We start from the raw sequence: 16,618 nt of genomic DNA on the forward strand, positions 1-16,618 counted from the left end.
TGGTATACTTACGTAAAGTAAGTACGTACAAAAAGGTAAGTGTGAAAAAAAATACCGAACAAATCAGCGCCCCAGTGCCTACCCTCTCTGAAAAGCTGCAGCGCGGCGACCTACTCTCGGCGGGCTGCCCCTCCCGCGTTGTGCTCAAGCATATCACCAGTCGTTGGGGAGTGCTGGCCCTGATGGTGTTGGAAGGGGAAACCCGCCGCTTCAGTGAGCTGCGCCGCCTTATTGATGGCGTAAGTGAGCGGATGCTGGCCCAAACGCTGCAATGGCTGGAAGCCGACGGTCTAGTGCGCCGGGTGGCCTACGATGTGGTGCCGCCGCACGTAGAATATAGCCTGACGCCCCTGGGGCAGCAAGCGGCCCAAAAAGTGCGCTCCCTCGCCGATTGGGTAGAGGTAAGCTTCCCCGCCATCATGCAGCACTGGGACAAAACCACCGCCAACTAAGTCTAGCAGCTTCTCAATAGGGTGCTTGTTCCGGCAAGCGCTTAGAAAAGTAGCCTGTGCACTACTGCGCTATCGAGCTCAACTGGGTAGGTGCCTATACCCAATCGACCACGCCTAAAATGTACTCGCCACCCTGAAGCCTGATGAGGGCTTAGCGTGGCGAGTTATGAGGCAGCGGGTAGCTGATTACTGAAGTGTTTAAACGGTTGGCTCGGGTGGATCTTCCAGTAGCGTGACGGTGAAGGTTGTGCCGATGCCTAGCGTGCTGCTCACCTGCAAGTCGCCGCCGCGCTGCCGGACCAGCGTCCGAATCATGTGCAGGCCTAGGCCTGCTCCTTCGCCATCGGCCGTGAGGCGGGTGAAGGGCTGGAAAAGTCGGTCTCGGTCCTTGGCTAAGTCAATGCCGCGCCCGTTGTCAGCCACGGTCAGAATTATTTCCTGGCCGTAGCGCTGACTTTGCAGATGCACTACCGGAGGGCGCTCGGGTGCCCGGTATTTGAGGGCATTGTGTACCAGATTCTTCAAAATACTGGCCAGATACACCCGCGGATAGCGGAGGGTAGGGGCTTTCTGGAAATCAGCCGTCAAAATGCCTTGCTGCTGATCAAGTATGTCGGCTACATCGGCTCGCACGGCAGCATACACGTCGGCCAAGGCTACCGTGTCGGTCACGAGCGCCGTGCCGTACTGCGCGTGCAAAACCTGCAGCAAGCCCTGCACCGTGCTCGTTAGGCGGTGCACTTCCTGCTCCAGCAACTCAATAACGTGGTCTCGTGTAGCTCCAGGGGCCTCCTCGTGGTACACTTTCAATAGCCCCTCCAGGTTAGTGACTGGTCCTTTCAAATCGTGAGCTACGATGTGCACAAAGGAGTCCATGGAAGCATTCAGGTCGCGCAAGCGCTGGTTGAGGCGCTGAGCCTCGTACAGAGCTGTGGCGCGTGCCAGGGCCCGCCCGGCATAATCGGCCACCAAGGTGAAAAAGTCTTGGTAGGAAGCATCGAGGGGGCGGCGGGCACTCAGCCCCACAATGAGCACAGTGGTAGGCGGCTGGTTGCCTACTGCCAGCGGAAGCAGCAGGGCCTGGGTAGGTGGCTCAGGCCAGGCCCCCGCCGGCCAAGTGCCGAATAGGTCCGGCAGGGATGATACCAGCACAGTTTTATTTTGTTCCAAGGCTTCTTCCAAGGGCCAGGCTTGCTCAGGACTATTGGTTGCAGCCAGCGTGGTGGGTGCAGCAGGCCCGCCGGGCGGTAACCCAAACCACGCACGTAGCTGTAGGTCCGAGGACCCCTCAGGGTAGGCGTAGAGCAAGGCAAAAGGAATGTCGGCGGTGTTAGTGGCTAAGGCGGCAATGATGTGCTGGGCTGCCTCGGCCGGCAGTACTGAAAGGGCCGTCTGGGCCGTCAGGTGGCTGAGCAGCGCCATACGACGGTGGTTTAGCACGGTGGCCGTAGTCTCCAGGGCCGTCACAAAAATGCCTTCTACCGCTCCGGCCTCATTATAGATGGGGCTGTGCGAAAACGTAAAGTAGGCTTCCTCGATTGAGCCCCGTCGATTGGGAAGTACCAGCCCATTCTCAAAGTACGTGGTTTGGCCGGCCAGCACGGGTTCAAAGATGTCCTGCAGAAAGGGCCACATCTCCCGCCACCACGGCTCGGCAGGCTGGCCTAGGGCGCCAGGGTGTTTGCTTTGCAGAATGGCGGCATAGCCATCATTGTAAAAGTGTACCAGCTTAGGCCCCCAGTGAACCATCATGGGGAAGTGCGAGCCCAGCATGATGCTGACGGCCGTCCGCAAGCTTTGGGGCCAGCTATGCACGGGACCCAGCAGTGTAGTCGACCAGTCTAACTGTCGAATGCGGGCCCCCATTTCCCCGCCGTTAGGAAACAGACGCGCCAGCAGTGCCGCTTCCGATAGCAGCTCTTCCGCAACGGGTACTGTGGGCATATCTGAGCTGGTAGGAATCAAGGGACAGTAAATTCAGGAATAGAGTCAATACGTGAAGAACACCGCATAGGGTAACCTACTGACTCCTCAGGCTCAGCCAAAAGTACGCATCCTGCGCGCTTTCTCACTGTTCAGCTGCGTGATTATAAAGAACGACGGTATAAGAGGGCGCAACTGACGGGCTTAAGGCGGTAACAACAGCAGCAGACAGGTCACAAGTCCGCAACGCAATGGTAACCCGGTCATCATCGACCCTGCGTCCGGGAAAGATAGGTTTGGTCGTCAAGTTGCTTTAAACATCAAGCTGCTTATATTCAAAGCGTTACGCTGGATGCCGCTTCTTTCATTCAAGAGCATCAGTACGTGGGTCCGGGCTCAGTCGGCGAGTGTGGCTACCGGTCCCAGCCCAACATTGCGCGCGCCAGCGGAGGCAGCGGGTACGCCTGCAGTCTATTACACCGCCTAGGTTATGCCTGCTTTCCCAGGAGGTGAGGAGGCCCTGCGCAACTTTCTGCGCGCCAAGCTACAGTATCCCCAGGAGGCCCTGAACCGGGGTGTAGGGGGCAAGGTGTACGTGAGCTTCCTGATCACGGAAGAAGGCCGCATCCGGGATGCTACCATTGTAAAAGGCCTGGGGTCGGGCTTGGATGAAGAAGCTCTGCGCCTGGTGCGAATAATGCCGTGGTGGAGCCCCGGCAAAAATGCCGACCGTCCTGTGCCAGTTATGTACACGCTGCCAATCGTATTCAGGAGCTTGTAATGCAGGGCGGGGTACAGCATCTGGCTGCACCCAGAAGCTAAGTCATAGTCTTGTACATGCTGTATGCAACTTCACTTCCCGGGTGTGGGTAAAGAAACGTATGAATACGCTCGATCCTACCTCCGCCCCACCCGCTGCTGAAGCACTCCTGAACGACGAATACATCCAGCTAGACTTTGAGGTGCTGGAGCAACTGGAGTGTGAACTGCACCCCGTGGCTGAGCCGGAGGAAAACGACCGCATGGCCGCTTAGCAGCTACGCTTTTCAGTGCTAACTACGCTTCAATAAAAACCTCGTCAGACCTTCTGCTAGACCACTACTGGCCTAGGAGGACAGCTGCACAACCTTCGGAACAAGAGGCAACAGCGGCGCATACTACCGCCTGCCGACACCCCGACGGTGCCTTGTCTATCTGAAACCGCAAGGCACCTGCCACGTGCTGAACATTTCCTGAATACTCCGCTAGACTGGCCTAGACGCTCTATACTAGAAAGCAGAAGCCCGGGCCAAGTGCCAAAGGAATTGTGTGCTTCAACCTACATACCCTCTAGAAGCAAATTATCTGCGCATCTAAACACAGGCCCCGCTACGATGCCGTAGCGGGGCCTGTGTTTGCTGGTTGCTGTATTTAGTAGCGAGCTGGTTTAGATGCCTTTGTATTTGTTGTCAAGGTAGGTGAGGCTAAACGAGCCCAGGTTTTTAAAGTAGCTGTTTACCAGCTTAGCTGGGTCAGTGGCTAACTCGCCGCGGCCGGGTACATCGTTGCTGTCGTCCCAGGCCCAGGGGGCGTTGGCGCCACCGTTGCCGTAGCTTTTCACGAAGCCCCCGGCCGCCGAAGTGAACAGAGCCGTGTTGTTGCGCTGGTCCCATAGACCACCCGAGGCGAAGATGTCTACGAGCTTGTACTGCACGTTTCGGTCATCGGCGCTGGTAGGCACGCCCGCCACGGTAGCCGAGGGGAAGTACTTGATACCATCGCCGTTAAGCTGGTAGTAGGGGTAGGCTTTCAGGCCGTGACCCTTGGCTTCCTGGGCCGTGATGGGGTGCAGTTCCCCATTCACGGCTTCCAGGCTCAGCGTACCGTCCATGTCTTCTTGGTTGGCTTGCAGCGGACTGCCGGTCGGTACGTAGGAGTAAAAATCGGTGTGCGCCACCGTTACTATGGCCTGCAGGTTGCCGTAGGTGCTGCCATCTTTCTTCACCACGGCCAGCATTCCTTCTAGGTCGTTTTCGTGCTCATCCAGCTTGTAGGCCAGTACGTTGTCGGTCCAGTCGCGGGGGTGGAAGAAGGCGTAGGTCACAAACCAGTGGGTGCTGGTTTCCACCACCGAGTAGTAGCCATGGGCTGCAGCCGCGTAGTTGGGTAGGTTGTTCCAGTTGTTGGTGCCCGACCAGTCGCCGTCGTAGTTGATGGCCGTGAGGTAATCGGCCTTGCCCTTGAGGCCGTGGTCCCCGGTTACGTCGGTGTCCTGGTAGTGTACCGGGGCCCAACGCAGGGCCAGGCTGGCTTTGAAGGCGGCCGTGGCGTCGGCAGTTTGGGCCGAAGCTTTGGGTGCTACGGCTTCTTTCTGACTAGTAACGTTGCAGCCCGAGAGAGCCGACAGCCCTAGGCCAGTAGCGAGCAGGGCTACTTTGGAAGTAAGGTTTTTCACGAGGGTGTAATGGTTATGGGATGAAAAGAGAAAGTAGTCGGGGACTTGAGCCGGGAGTGGCCTAGCGCTAAGCCCATTGCTGCCGCCCGTTGCACGGGGCCTAGCACTAGACCTTGGCAGAGAGCTAGTAGCCGGGGTTTTGCTTGAGCTGACCGTTAAGGGTGAGCTCGGTAGTGGGGATGGGGAAAATGCGGCGGTAGGTTTCGGCGTTGGTCTTCATGCCCTGGCCCCACACGGCTTCCCACTTGCCAAAGCGAATGAGGTCATTGCGGCGCCAGCCCTCCCAGGCCATTTCGCGGCTACGCTCCTCAAACAGGCTGTTCAGGTCCACGCTGGTGAGGGCGGGCACCTGGGCGCGAGTGCGGATCTGATTTACCAGGGCCAGGGGAGTAGCGCCGTCGGGGTCCTGACCGCCGCGCAAGATGGCTTCGGCTTTCAGCAGCAGCACGTCGGCGTAGCGCAGCAGCACCAGGTCGTTGCCCTGGTCGCGGGAGGTAGAGGACTTGTCGGGGTAGTACTTAATGTTGCGCGTGCCCTGGGCCTTGCCCAGCTCATCGTTACCCACGTCGAACTTGGCGGCGTCGCGGAAGGTGAGGCGGTCGGAGAGCTCCAGGTGGTAGCTGATGGCCGTGTTGCCGTCGGCACCGGTGTAGCGGGAGTCGAGGCCTTTCTTAGTGGTGGAAATCAGGACGGGGGTACGGCCGTCACTGAGGTACTGCTTACCCGCGAGCCACTGCTGATTGCGGGTATCGGTGGGTTCCTTATAGAGGGCGTAAAACTCGGGCCAGGTCAGGCTAGCGTTGCTGGGCGTGAATAGCAGGTTAAACTTGTCCTTCATCTGCTGGTGCAGGGCAAACCTCGACATCATGTTGCCCTGGGCCAGGTTGGCATCAAACGGCACCGCGAAGATGATTTCGCTGACCTGTGGGCCATTTTCCACCGCAAATACATCCAGGTAATTTGCGGCCAGGCTGTACTTCCGGCTCTTGATAATGGCGTTGCAGGCCGCAATGGCCTCGGTGTACTTCGGCTGCCCGATGTAGACTTCCGCGTTCATGTACAGCTTGGCCAGCAGGGCCTGGGCCGTGCCCTGGGTCGGCCGCCCGTAGGTTTGGGCCGAGACGTCGGCGGAGAGGTTGGGCAGGGCCTGCTTCAGTTCACTCTCGATGTAGGTAAACACCTGCTGACGAGTGGCGTTGGTGGGCTGCTCGGTGCTCCCGAACTCCGGTACCAGCGGAATGTTGCCGTACAGGTCCATCATCAGGAAGTAATACAGGGCTCGCATAGTGCGCAGCTCAGCCGTAAACTGGGTTTTAAAGGCCCCGTCAGAAGTGTTCTGGAACAAGGCCAGGGTGCGGTTGCAGGTGCTGATGCCGCTGAAGCCCCACTCCCAGGTGGTGCGCACAAACTCGTTCTGGGGGTTCCAAGTGTGCAGGCTCAGCTGCTGGTAGCGGGCGCCGTCGTAGTAGTTGCCGTTGCGGGCCACAATCACGGCCTCGTCGGTGCTGAGCTCCTGTAGGTTCCAGTAGGCCTTGGCTACTTCGTTGCGCATCTGGCTGTACACCGGTCCCGAGGCGGCAATAAACTGCTCGGGCGTGCTCAGAAAGTTGCTGGGCGTGTATTCTGATTCGATAGGCGCGTTCAGGTCGGTGCAGCTGGTGGCTAGCAGGGCGGTAAGTGCCGCAGCCAGGGTCAGGGAACGGGAAGTATGGTTGGTAGGCATGAGTCGTTAGTTGAAATCTAAATGGTTGTCATGCTGAGCATGTGGCGCATCAAGCCAGTGATCATAGCTACCTCAGGCTACTGGCCTAGGCCTATTGCAACGAAGCGGTAGAGATGCTTCGACAAGCTCAGCATGGCGGGCTTTGGTAGGCTGTCCTTGTTAGAAGTCCAGGTTCACGCCCAGCACGTAGGAGCGGGTTTTGGGGTAGAAGTTGTTGTTGTCGAGGCCAGGGGTGAGGCCACCCAGGTTCATCTCCGGGTCAATGCCGCGGTACTTGGTGATGGTGAACAGGTTCTGGCTGGTCAGGTACACGCGAGCCCGCTTCACGTACTCGTTCTTCACGGGCAGATTGTAGCCCAGCGTCACGTTGTCGAGGCGCAGGTAAGAACCGTTTTCGAGGTAGCGGTTGGAGTAGTAGTTGGCGCGGTTGTCAGCGTAAGGTTCATTCAGGGAAAAAGCCGGCAGGTTGTTGGCTGTCGACTGGGCCGGGATGTTGAGGTTGGCCAGCGTGGCATTCAGGATCTTGTTGCCCTGTACTCCGCGCAGAAAGAAGTTCAGGTCCAGACTTTTCCAGTTGAGCGTGTTACTCAGGCCGTACAGCAGCTTAGGCTGGGCATTGCCTTGGTAGCGGTAGTCGTTGAGCGTGGGCGAGCCGGTGGTAGTACCATCGGCCTTGTAGAAGAGCGAGAGGCCGTTCTCATCGCGGCCCGCGTACTCGGGCAGAAAGAATTGCCCAATGGGGTAGCCAGTTTTCACTACTTGCGTTGAAATGCCGCTCTGGCCCGAGCCGCCGGGGTAGGCCGTGTACACCTGGTCGAGGCGGAACTGCTCGTTGGCCAGCTTCTCCACCTTATTCACGTTATGGGCCAGCGTGCCGTTTACGCTCCATTGGAAGTTGGCCGTTTGCACCGGCGTGGCGTTCAAGGTCAGCTCTACGCCCTTGTTGCTGATTTCGCCCACGTTGGCGTACAGCGTATTCACGAAGTATTGGGTAGTTGAAACCGGGTAGTTCCAGATCAGGTCGGAGGTGCGCTTGTCGTAGTACTCCACGGTGCCACCCAGGCGGTTCCCGAACAAGCCAAAGTCGAGGCCTACGTTCAGCATGGCCGTTGACTCCCACTTCAAGTCGGGGTTGGGGTTCTGAGTCGGGCCAATGGCCTTGATGAAGGAGCCGTTGTAGTAGAAGGTACCCACGCTGCTGTAGCGCTGGGTGGCAATCAGCGGGTCGAAGCCCAGGGAGTTACCGGTAACGCCGTAGCCCACCCGTAGCTTCAGCTCGTTGAGGGTGGTGTTGCCCGCCAAAAAGTCTTCTCGCGCCACGTTCCAGGCCAGGGAAGCCGCCGGGAAGGTGCCCCAGCGATTGTTCTGACCGAAAGCCGAAGACCCATCGCGCCGCACCGATACCTGCAGGAAGTACCGGTCGTTGAGGCCGTAGTTCAGGCGGGAGTACAGCGAAATCAGCCGCAGAGTGGAAATGCCCAGGCTGTAGCCGGCAATGGCCGCATCGTAGTTCGGCGACACGCCGCCGGGGTTGCCTAGGCCTAGGTTGTTGTAGCCCAGCTGGTCCGATACGAACCCGCGAGTGTCCGTCTGAAAACCGTCGCCGTTTTTGTCTTCCTGCCACGAGTACCCCACCAGTACCTTTAGGTCGTGGTTGGCGTTGTTTAGCGGGTTATAGGTCAGAAAGTTCTCCAGAATCTTGCGGCTGTTGTCTACGCTGTAGCGGCGCGCCAGGCCCTTGGCCGCTAGGCCAGTCACGTTGTTAGCATTCGGCACCGGCGACTCTCGCCCCTGATAAGCCCCGCCCTTCACCGACTCATTCTGCATGCTCAGGCTCAGCGTGTTGGTGAGGTTGGGCAGAATAGTGAGCTGGGCGCTGGCGTTGCCGAGCAGCGTGTTGATTTTGCGCTCCTCCTTGTTTTGCTCCAGCAGGGCTACGGGGTTGTAGTACTGCGTGCGGTTCAGGTTTTCCTTGTAGGTGCCGTCGGGATTTTTGATGTTGGTGGTGGGCAAATGCGTGAACATGTTGCGGTACACCAAGTCGGAAATCAGGTGCTGCTTGAGCAGGGAGTTGGTAAGGGTAAAGCGCAGCTGCAGCTTGTCCTTGAGCGTTTTCTGATCGAGATTGATTTTGCCGATGAGCCGCTCACTATCGGAGGTTTTCATCACGCCCTCACGCTTGAAGTAGTTAACGCTGGCATTGAAAGCCGACTTCTCTGAGCCGCCCCCGTAGCTGATGGTGTGGTTGTGGCTGAGGCCGGTGCGCATCACCTCCTTTTGCCAGTCGGTGTTGGTGCCCTCGTCGTTGTCGGCGGGGCTCAGGCTCTTGCTGTTGGTTTCTAGGTAGCGACGCAGTTCGTCGCCGCTGAGCATGTCAATGGTGTTCGATACCTGCTCCACGCCCACGTAGCCGCTGTACGACACAGCCGCGTTGGGCTTCTGGCGGCGAGTGGTGATGATAATAACACCGTTAGCCGCCCGCGCTCCATAAATGGCCGTGGCCGAAGCGTCTTTCAGCACGTCGATGCTCACAATGTCATCGGGGGCTACCAGGTTGATACTGGCCGCTGGCACCCCGTCAATCACGTAGAAGGGCTCCTGAGCCTGGCCCGTGCGCAGCGAAGAGGCTCCGCGCAGTACCACCGAGGCCGTGGCGTTGGGGTCGCCGCTGCGGGTAATGTTCAGGCCAGCCACTTTACCCTGCAGTACTTGGTCGGGGGTGGCTACCACGCCGCGGTTAAACTCCCGAGGGTTCACGTTGGTGATGGAGCTGGTTACCTCGCCCTTCTTCGCCGAGCCGTAACCGATAACCACCACGTCGTTGAGCAGCTTGGCATCTTGCGCCAAGGCTATATTCAGGCTCTCCTGGTTGCCGAGCGCAACTTCCTGGGCCAGATAGCCTACAAAAGAGAATACCAGGGTAGTAGCCCCATCGGGTACGGTTAGGGTGAAGAAGCCCTCGGCGTTGGTTACGGCGCCAGCGGTGGTGCCCTTGGCCAGCACCGTTACACCGGGAAGGGCCGCCCCGGTTTTGGCGTCGGTCACCTTACCTTTTACTTCCTGGGCCGCTCGCCGGCTTGGGGTGGCGGGTGCAGCGGCGCTTGGCTGAAGGATAATGACTCCTTGCTTTTCCTCGAAGCGCAGCGGCTTGTTGCGCAGCAGCTGGCGCAGGATTTCCCCCACCCGGGCCCCCCGAAATTCAGAGGCCTCTACTTTGGTTTCTTTCAGGTCTTGGGCCTCGTACACAATGTTTACCCCGGCCTCGCGCTGAAGCCGTTGTAGGGCGGTGGAAAGCGGGCCGGTCTGTACCGCGAAGTAGGCCACTTCGGTGTTGGTTTTTTGAGCCAGGCTTTGCTGCGGTATGCTTACTCCGGTGAACAGCACTGTGCTGGCTAGCAGGAGGTTGCGGCCGCTGGAGCGGCCTTGGGTTAGGTAGTTGAGGTGCATCATATGGTGGTAGAGTTCAGGCAAGACGGTGCCCGGCAGGCCGGCAGCCTGGGCACGAGAAGGATGAGATGAAGGGGCCGCTGGGCGGCGTTATTCTACCCAGTAGGTAGCAGCGGAGTGCTTGACAATGCGGAGGTGGTGGCGCTGCAACAGCACGTTGAGCACGTCGGTAATCTGATCAGCGGAAAGGCTAGGGTCGAGGGTGCCCGTGAGGGCCACGGCGGGGGCTCCGCGGCGCAGCTGGAAGTGAACCGGGTAGTAGTTTTCCAGCTCAAGCAAAATCTCAGGCAAGGAAGCCTGCTCAAACGTTAGGTGTCGGCTGGTGGGCGAGGCGCTAGAAAACTCGTTTTTGGTGAGCGTGACCTGCTGGTTTTTATCGTTATAGACTAGTTGATCATGCGGCAGAAGCACTGCTAATTGGCGTTGCTGGTGGGCTACTTGCACCCGGCCGGTGCGCACCAGCACGGTGGCAGAGGCTAACGGCGGGTAGGCTTTCACCAGGAAAGAAGTGCCCAGCACCTTCACGTTTACCTTGGCAGTGTGCACCACAAAGGGGTGGTCAGGGTCTTTCGTGATGTCGAAGAATGCTTCACCGCGCAGCTGCACGTTGCGCACTGCCCCAAAGCGGGCCGCGCAGGTCAGCTCCGAGCGGGGCCGCAGCCACACGTGGCTGCTGTCGGGCAGTACTACCTCCCGGTGCTCTCCCACGCCAGTAGCGTAGTGCAGCAGTTGGGGCGGCTGCAGCCGCGGCCAGAGCAGAGCCCCGGCTAGCAGCAATGGTACCAGCACGGCCGCAATCCGCAGCGCCGGCCACAGGGCCAGCACCCGCGCCGAGGGCTGAGTGCGGGCCCGAATTCCCCCCAGAATCCGGGCCCGCCGCTCTGCCTCCTGCTCCCGGTCCGTGAACTCGTCATCATCGGGAGTGGCCGCTGCCAGCGCATCCAGCCAATGCTCCCGCTGCCGTTGCCGTAACATCTGCCGACGGCGGCGGTACTGGATAAGACGCTGGGGTAAGCGGTTGAAGTTGAAATTCCGGGACTTCATAAACATGTTGCACAAGCCCGGCGAGGTAACTAGCCCCTAGGCCTGATTTAACGAAACCGTAATGTGTAGGCCAGCAAGCACGGCCTCATGCTATGCAAAGCAAGGTGCCGCTAGGCCAGTAGCCGGCTAAGGCAGCAGTCCTACTTGCGGCGGACCTTCTGGGTAGGGGCGCTGAGCACCTCCGCAATAGCCTGGCCGGTGCAGGCGCTAGGGAGCTTGCTTTCTACCAGCATGGCGGCAGTGGGGGCAATGTCCGTGATGGCGTAGTACTGGTAGCTGATACCGGGCGTGATGCCGGCCCCGAACCAGAGCAGGGGCACGTGGCTGTCGTAGGCGTAGCCCGAGCCGTGGGTGGCGCCCACGCCCATTTCCCAGGTCCAGCCGGGCTCCAGCTCAAAACGCACGTCGCCGAAACGCTGGTAGTAGAGGCCGTTCTGGAGCTTGGTTTCGAGGAAGGCTCCGGTGCCGCTGGTCAGCAATTGGGCGGTGGTATTTACCTGGGCAATGCCGGGCTGGCTGCGTAAGTAGTCGGCCAGCAGGTTTTGCACGCGGGCCAGCTCCAGCTTGCGGCTGGCAATAAGCGGGCGGTTGAGGTAGTACATGTTGTTGCGCTCCGTCTCAATCCACTGCCCCGGCCCAAGCTGCTCCACCAGGTAGTCGGTGGCACCTTTGTTGAGCGAGCTGTGCGTTTGGGCCCCACTGGGGGCCTGGTGCTGAGCCAGGTACTTAGGTACCTCACTGGCGCCATGGTCGGCGGTCAGGAACACGGTATAGTTGCCCTTGCCCACGGTCTTGTCGAGGGCCTGCAGCAGGCGGGCAATTTCCAGGTCAAGGCGCAGGTACACGTCGTTTTCTTCCTTGGAAAGCGGCCCGAAGGTGTGGCCTACGGGGTCAGGGCTGGAGTAACTGATAGCCAGCAGGTCGGGCACGTTGTCGCGGCCCAGGTCGGTGCTGGCCAGCGCGGTCAGGGCCAGGTCGGTGAGCAGGTTGTTGCCGAAGGGCGAGATGTTCACTGCCTCGTAGGCCGGTGGATTCTGGGGGGCCAGCTTGCTCAACTCGTACGGAAAGGTAGCCGCAGTTTTGCCTTTAAAGATTTTCTCAAAAGCGTTGGAGTCGGCTACGCTATTGAGGTAGGCCTCGGGGCCCCGCAGCGGCGTCCAGGTTTGCTGGCGGTAGTAGTCGGCCTTTTTCTGGGCGTTGAAGTCGGCCACCCATTTCGGCAAGGCCGGCATGTAGTAGGTGCTGGAAACGAAGTCGCCGGTGTTAATATCGAACCAGAACGCCCCATCGGCCATGTGGCCGGCGGGTAGCGCCGAGGCCCGGTCTTTCAGCGACAAAGCAATAACCCGGCTGCGGCCATTCGACACTATTTTCATCTCGTCGCCGAGGGTGGTGCTCACCTGGTTGCGGGCCGAAACGCCCATGCCCTTGGGCGTGCCCACCAGCTGTACCGTGGTGTCGTCGGTGCAGTACACGTCGCGGTGCAGGCGGCGGTCGTACCAAGAGTTGCCAATGATGCCGTGGTAGCGCGGCGTAGTGCCGGTGTACACTGAGGAGTGGCCCGGCCCCGTCACGGTGGGCACGTAGTTGTAGTGGGTGTTGCGGCACTGATAGCCTTCGCGCAGCAACCGCTTGAAGCCATCTTCGCCAAACTGGTCGTAGAACCGGGGCAGGTAGTCGGCGCGCATTTGGTCGACCATGATACCGACCAGAAGTTTCGGTTTTTTGGTGCCTTGGGCAAGCAAGGCAGGGGCGCAGCTGAGCAGTAGCGCAGAAAGCAAAAGTTTACGAATCATACAGAAAGGAGCGGTACCGGGTGGCCTAGCCACCGCACACCGAAGCAGAAAGGAACAGGTTGGCGCCTCAGCCGCGCGCAGCAACAGCCACGGGCAGCTTCGGCAGAATACGAGTGGCCTAGCATCAGCCACCAGATGACGCGCAGCATGCGTTTCCCGGCCGGGGCCGCCATCTACTTGTACCAGTTGCAGAGCGCCCTGCTTTCAACCAGCGCCCAACGTTGATTTAACGAATAGGTAATATGGCGTGAGAGAAAGGCTTGATCAACCACAACCAGCTTTCTATCTATATGAGGATGTAAGTAATTGACCAACAGATTTTCACATCGTACATCATGTCTCGACCAGTTCGACATGACAACCTTATTTAGTCGTTCTAGGCCACTGCAACCACTGCTAGTCTAGCTATTGGCGTTGGGGTGATGACCTATGGTAGGCAACCGCAAGAAGCTAGCTTAGCAGGCGGGTAAGGAAAGGGGAGAGTTTGTGTAGGGCGCTGTTTATCTGGTTGCGCACGGTTTGCTCGGAGGTAGCAAACTTCTCCGCAATTTCCTTCACCGAGAAGTCGTCGAGCATGCTGAGTAAGAACACCTCTTTCTCCTTGGGTGGGAGCACCTGCGCCTGCACCTGAATGGCAGCCAGCGTGTCGTGGCTCACGAGGTGCTTGAAGGTAACTTCTGACTCTTGCGGCTGAGTAGTTCCAAACGCTTTGAGGTGGCGGGCCCGAATCTCGGCATCGCGGAAGCGGGTGAGGATTTTCTTGCGCAAGGCACCCCGCAGAAACCCCTCCGCCGTGGTGTGCACCTGCAGATGGGCACGATTGGCCCACAGGTCGCAGAAAAGCTCCTGAATTATGTCCTCCGCATCCGAAGTGTGCCGCAGTATCTTGTGCGCGTATCGGTACAGCTCCTGCCAATGCGCTTCAAATAGTAGCTCAAAGGCTTGGTAGTCGTCGTTGCGGATTCGCTCTAGCAGCCCAAGTAAGTTGTTAGTAGCCACGGCGCGTTGTTTGCGCCAAATGTAGAAGTAAGGAGTTGGGATTGGGAGCCAACCCGACAGAGGTTATAAAACCTTTATGTGGGGGTAATATTGCAGTAATGCACCTCGCTGCTTTCGGCAAGCTGCGTCAGCTTCCCGAAAGCTAGATTGGTCTAGCTACGCAGATTTGGTGCGAGGGGCAAGCAGCTTGGCAATCAGGCCCGTCCAGCCGGTTTGGTGGCTGGCCCCCAGCCCTTGGCCGGTATCTCCGTGGAAGTACTCATGGAAGAGCACATAGTTTCGAAAGTGCGGATCAGTCTGCCAGCGCTTGTCGGGGCCCAGGGAAGGCCGTAGGCCATCGTCATCGCGCAAAAACAGCTTGGTAAGGCGCACGCTTAGCGCATCGGCAATTTCAAGCAAAGAGCTGTATTGCCCCGACCCGGTGGGATACTCCACCCTGAAATCATCCCCGTAGTAGTGGTAAAAGCGCTGCAGGGATTCAATCAGCAGGAAGTTGATGGGCAGCCAAATGGGTCCCCGCCAGTTGGAGTTGCCCCCGAATAGATCTGACTCGGCTTCGCCTGGTTCGTACTGCACCTTCATGTGTAGACCATCGTAGGAGAAGGTGCAGGGGTGAGCCAAGTGGTAGCGGGAAAGGGAGCGTATGCCAAACTCCGACAAAAACTCCCCTTCATCGAGGGCCCGGGCCAGCAGGCGCTTTATCCGATGCCCGCGCAGCAGCGAGAGTAGATGCGTGTCGCCGCGGCCAGGTTCGCGCCAGCGCGAAACCAGGCCGGCCAGGCGGGGGCGGTTTTCCAGAAACCAGTTCATGCGGCCCAGAAACTCGGGCATGTCTTTCAGCACTTCGTCATCGAGCACCTCCACGGCAAACAGCGGTATCAGCCCCACCAACGACCGGGTCTTCAGAAACTGGCGGCCGGAGTTGGGCGAGTGCAGCGCATCGTAGTAAAACTCGTCGTCGATGTCCCATAGGTCCACATCTTCGGCATCCATGTTGGTCATGGCCCCGGCAATGTAGAGGAAGTGCTCGAAGAACTTGCTGGCCAGATCTTGGTACACGGGGCTGGTTTTGGCCAGCTCCAGCGCAATGCGCATCATATTGAGCGCGTACATGGCCATCCAACTGGTGCCATCTGCCTGCTCCAGGTACGTGCCATCGGGCAAGGGGGCGGAGCGGTCGAAGAGGCCAATGTTATCGAGCCCCAGGAAGCCTCCCTCGAAGATGTTGCGCCCGTGCCGGTCTTTGCGGTTTACCCACCACGTGAAATTGAGCAGCAGGCGGTGAAACACAGTGCTCAGAAACTCCGTGTCGCCGAGGCGGTCGTGGTGCTTTTGGCACATTTTATACACGCGCCAGGTGGCCCAGGCGTGTACGGGCGGGTTCACATCGGAGAAGTTCCACTCATAGGCCGGCAGCTGCCCATTGGGGTGCATGTACCAGTCGCGGGTGAGCAGCAGCAGCTGGTGCTTGGCAAACCAGGGGTCTAGCTGGGCCAGTGGCAAGCAGTGAAAGGCCAGGTCCCAGGCGGCGTACCAGGGGTACTCCCACTTGTCGGGCATGGAGATGATGTCGCCATTATTGAGGTGCTTCCACTCGCGGTTGCGCCCGTGCTGGCGCTCCGCCGGCGGGGCAGGCAAGCCAGGGTCGCCCTGCAGCCATTCGGCCACGTCGTAGTTGTAATACTGCTTGCTCCAGAGCATGCCGGCAAAGGCTTGGCGCTGCACATTGCGGGCGTCGGCGTTAGTGAGCCCGGCCTGTATTTGGCCGTAGTATTCATCCGTTTCCTGACGGCGCAGCCGCAGCACCTCGTCGAAGTCGGCAAAGGGTGCGGGGTGGCCGGCGGGCGCCAGGCGTACGCGCACCGTTTCGTAGCTGCCCGCCGCTACGGCAAGGGTGTAATGCGCGGCCGCCTTGGTGCCAGTTTGAGCCGGGTTGACGGTTGCAGCCCCGTGCACCACGCAGTTATGAATGCCATCCTTGTAAAACTGCGCTTGCGTGGGCGGGGCCAGGTTGGGCAGCCGGTGAGGGTTGGTGTCGTTGTCGCAGAAGAGGAGAACGGGGTCCTGGTCGCAATACAGGCGCAGATCAGCCAGGTCGCGGTGGCGGACGGTAATGGCGCCGGCCTCGGCTGCTAGCTCCGGGCGGTAGGCGTCATTGCCCCAGGCCCAGGTGTTACGAAACCACAACTGGGGCAGCACGTGCACTTGCGCATCCTCCGGGCCCCGGTTATGTACGGTAATCTGCAGAAGCACATCATCGGGGCTTGCCTTAGCATACTCCAGGCACACATCAAAGTAGCGGTTGTCGTGGAAAATGGCCGTGTCCAGTAGCTCAAATTCCGTATCGTGCCGACCACGACGGGCGTTTTCCTGCACCAGCCAGTTGTAAGGGAAGGCGTGCTGCGGATACTTGTACAGCATCTGCATGTAGGAGTGGGTAGGCACGTTTTCCAGGTAGTAGTACAACTCCTTCACGTCCTCGCCATGGTTGCCCTCGGGGGCGCCCAGCCCAAACAGACGCTCTTTCAAAATGGGGTCTTGGCCGTTCCAGAGCCCCAGTGCCAAGCACAGTCGTTGTTGCTCATCACAGATACCGCCTAAGCCCTCCTCACCCCAACGGTAAGCATACGAGCGGGCCATGTCATGGGTGATGTAGTCCCAGGCCTGCCCGGTAGCGGAATAATCTTCGCGCACTGTGCCCCATTGACGCTCCGAAAGATAGGGTCCCCAGTTGCGCCAGGCGGCGCGGTGGGCATTGGCCTGCTGGAGGCGTTCTTGCTCGGCGGTCATATGTAGCACG

At 59.3% G+C, this 16,618-nt stretch carries 11 protein-coding genes; 3 read left to right on the plus strand and 8 right to left on the minus strand.

Going from position 1 to position 16,618, the window contains the following annotated elements:
• Positions 1-41 precede the first annotated feature (41 nt).
• On the plus strand, positions 42-452 hold the full coding sequence (locus EU556_RS13260) for a winged helix-turn-helix transcriptional regulator (RefSeq protein WP_245327629.1): 411 nt from the start codon (positions 42-44) through the stop codon (positions 450-452).
• A 198-nt stretch (positions 453-650) separates the two neighbouring features.
• Here the strand turns inward: EU556_RS13260 and EU556_RS13265 are convergent, their stop codons facing one another.
• Positions 651-2,396: a sensor histidine kinase gene (locus tag EU556_RS13265; protein ID WP_135434571.1), complete on the minus strand. Its 1,746-nt coding sequence runs from the start codon at positions 2,394-2,396 to the stop codon at positions 651-653.
• A gap of 469 nt (positions 2,397-2,865) precedes the next feature.
• Between EU556_RS13265 and EU556_RS13270 the strand changes: the two genes are divergently transcribed.
• The gene (locus EU556_RS13270) at positions 2,866-3,156 is read left to right on the plus strand and encodes an energy transducer TonB (RefSeq protein WP_135434572.1); all 291 of its coding nucleotides are present in this window, start codon (positions 2,866-2,868) and stop codon (positions 3,154-3,156) included.
• Positions 3,157-3,256: 100 nt separating this feature from the next.
• Complete coding sequence (locus tag EU556_RS26070) at positions 3,257-3,409, plus strand: hypothetical protein (protein ID WP_167855568.1); 153 nt, start codon at positions 3,257-3,259, stop codon at positions 3,407-3,409.
• A 392-nt stretch (positions 3,410-3,801) separates the two neighbouring features.
• Here the strand turns inward: EU556_RS26070 and EU556_RS13275 are convergent, their stop codons facing one another.
• The 7 genes from EU556_RS13275 to EU556_RS13305 all read right to left on the minus strand — a co-directional run bounded on the left by EU556_RS13275 (position 3,802) and on the right by EU556_RS13305 (position 16,608).
• Entirely contained in the window at positions 3,802-4,809 is a 1,008-nt protein-coding gene (locus EU556_RS13275; protein WP_135434573.1) for a hypothetical protein, read from the minus strand.
• A 124-nt stretch (positions 4,810-4,933) separates the two neighbouring features.
• Complete coding sequence (locus tag EU556_RS13280) at positions 4,934-6,532, minus strand: RagB/SusD family nutrient uptake outer membrane protein (RefSeq protein WP_135434574.1); 1,599 nt, start codon at positions 6,530-6,532, stop codon at positions 4,934-4,936.
• Between the two features lie 159 nt (positions 6,533-6,691).
• On the minus strand, positions 6,692-9,982 hold the full coding sequence (locus EU556_RS13285; RefSeq protein ID WP_210116276.1) for a SusC/RagA family TonB-linked outer membrane protein: 3,291 nt from the start codon (positions 9,980-9,982) through the stop codon (positions 6,692-6,694).
• 87 nt (positions 9,983-10,069) lie between these two features.
• Positions 10,070-11,023, minus strand: a complete 954-nt coding sequence (locus tag EU556_RS13290; RefSeq protein ID WP_167855569.1) for a FecR family protein — start codon at positions 11,021-11,023, stop codon at positions 10,070-10,072.
• Between the two features lie 140 nt (positions 11,024-11,163).
• The gene (gene pafA, locus EU556_RS13295; protein ID WP_135434576.1) at positions 11,164-12,819 is read right to left on the minus strand and encodes an alkaline phosphatase PafA; all 1,656 of its coding nucleotides are present in this window, start codon (positions 12,817-12,819) and stop codon (positions 11,164-11,166) included.
• Between the two features lie 450 nt (positions 12,820-13,269).
• Positions 13,270-13,818: an RNA polymerase sigma factor gene (locus tag EU556_RS13300; protein WP_167855570.1), complete on the minus strand. Its 549-nt coding sequence runs from the start codon at positions 13,816-13,818 to the stop codon at positions 13,270-13,272.
• A 156-nt stretch (positions 13,819-13,974) separates the two neighbouring features.
• Positions 13,975-16,608: an MGH1-like glycoside hydrolase domain-containing protein gene (locus EU556_RS13305; protein WP_135434578.1), complete on the minus strand. Its 2,634-nt coding sequence runs from the start codon at positions 16,606-16,608 to the stop codon at positions 13,975-13,977.
• Positions 16,609-16,618: the final 10 nt, after the last annotated feature.

Origin of the sequence: Hymenobacter fodinae, from assembly GCF_004745825.1 — a bacterium.
Classification (GTDB): domain Bacteria; phylum Bacteroidota; class Bacteroidia; order Cytophagales; family Hymenobacteraceae; genus Hymenobacter; species Hymenobacter fodinae.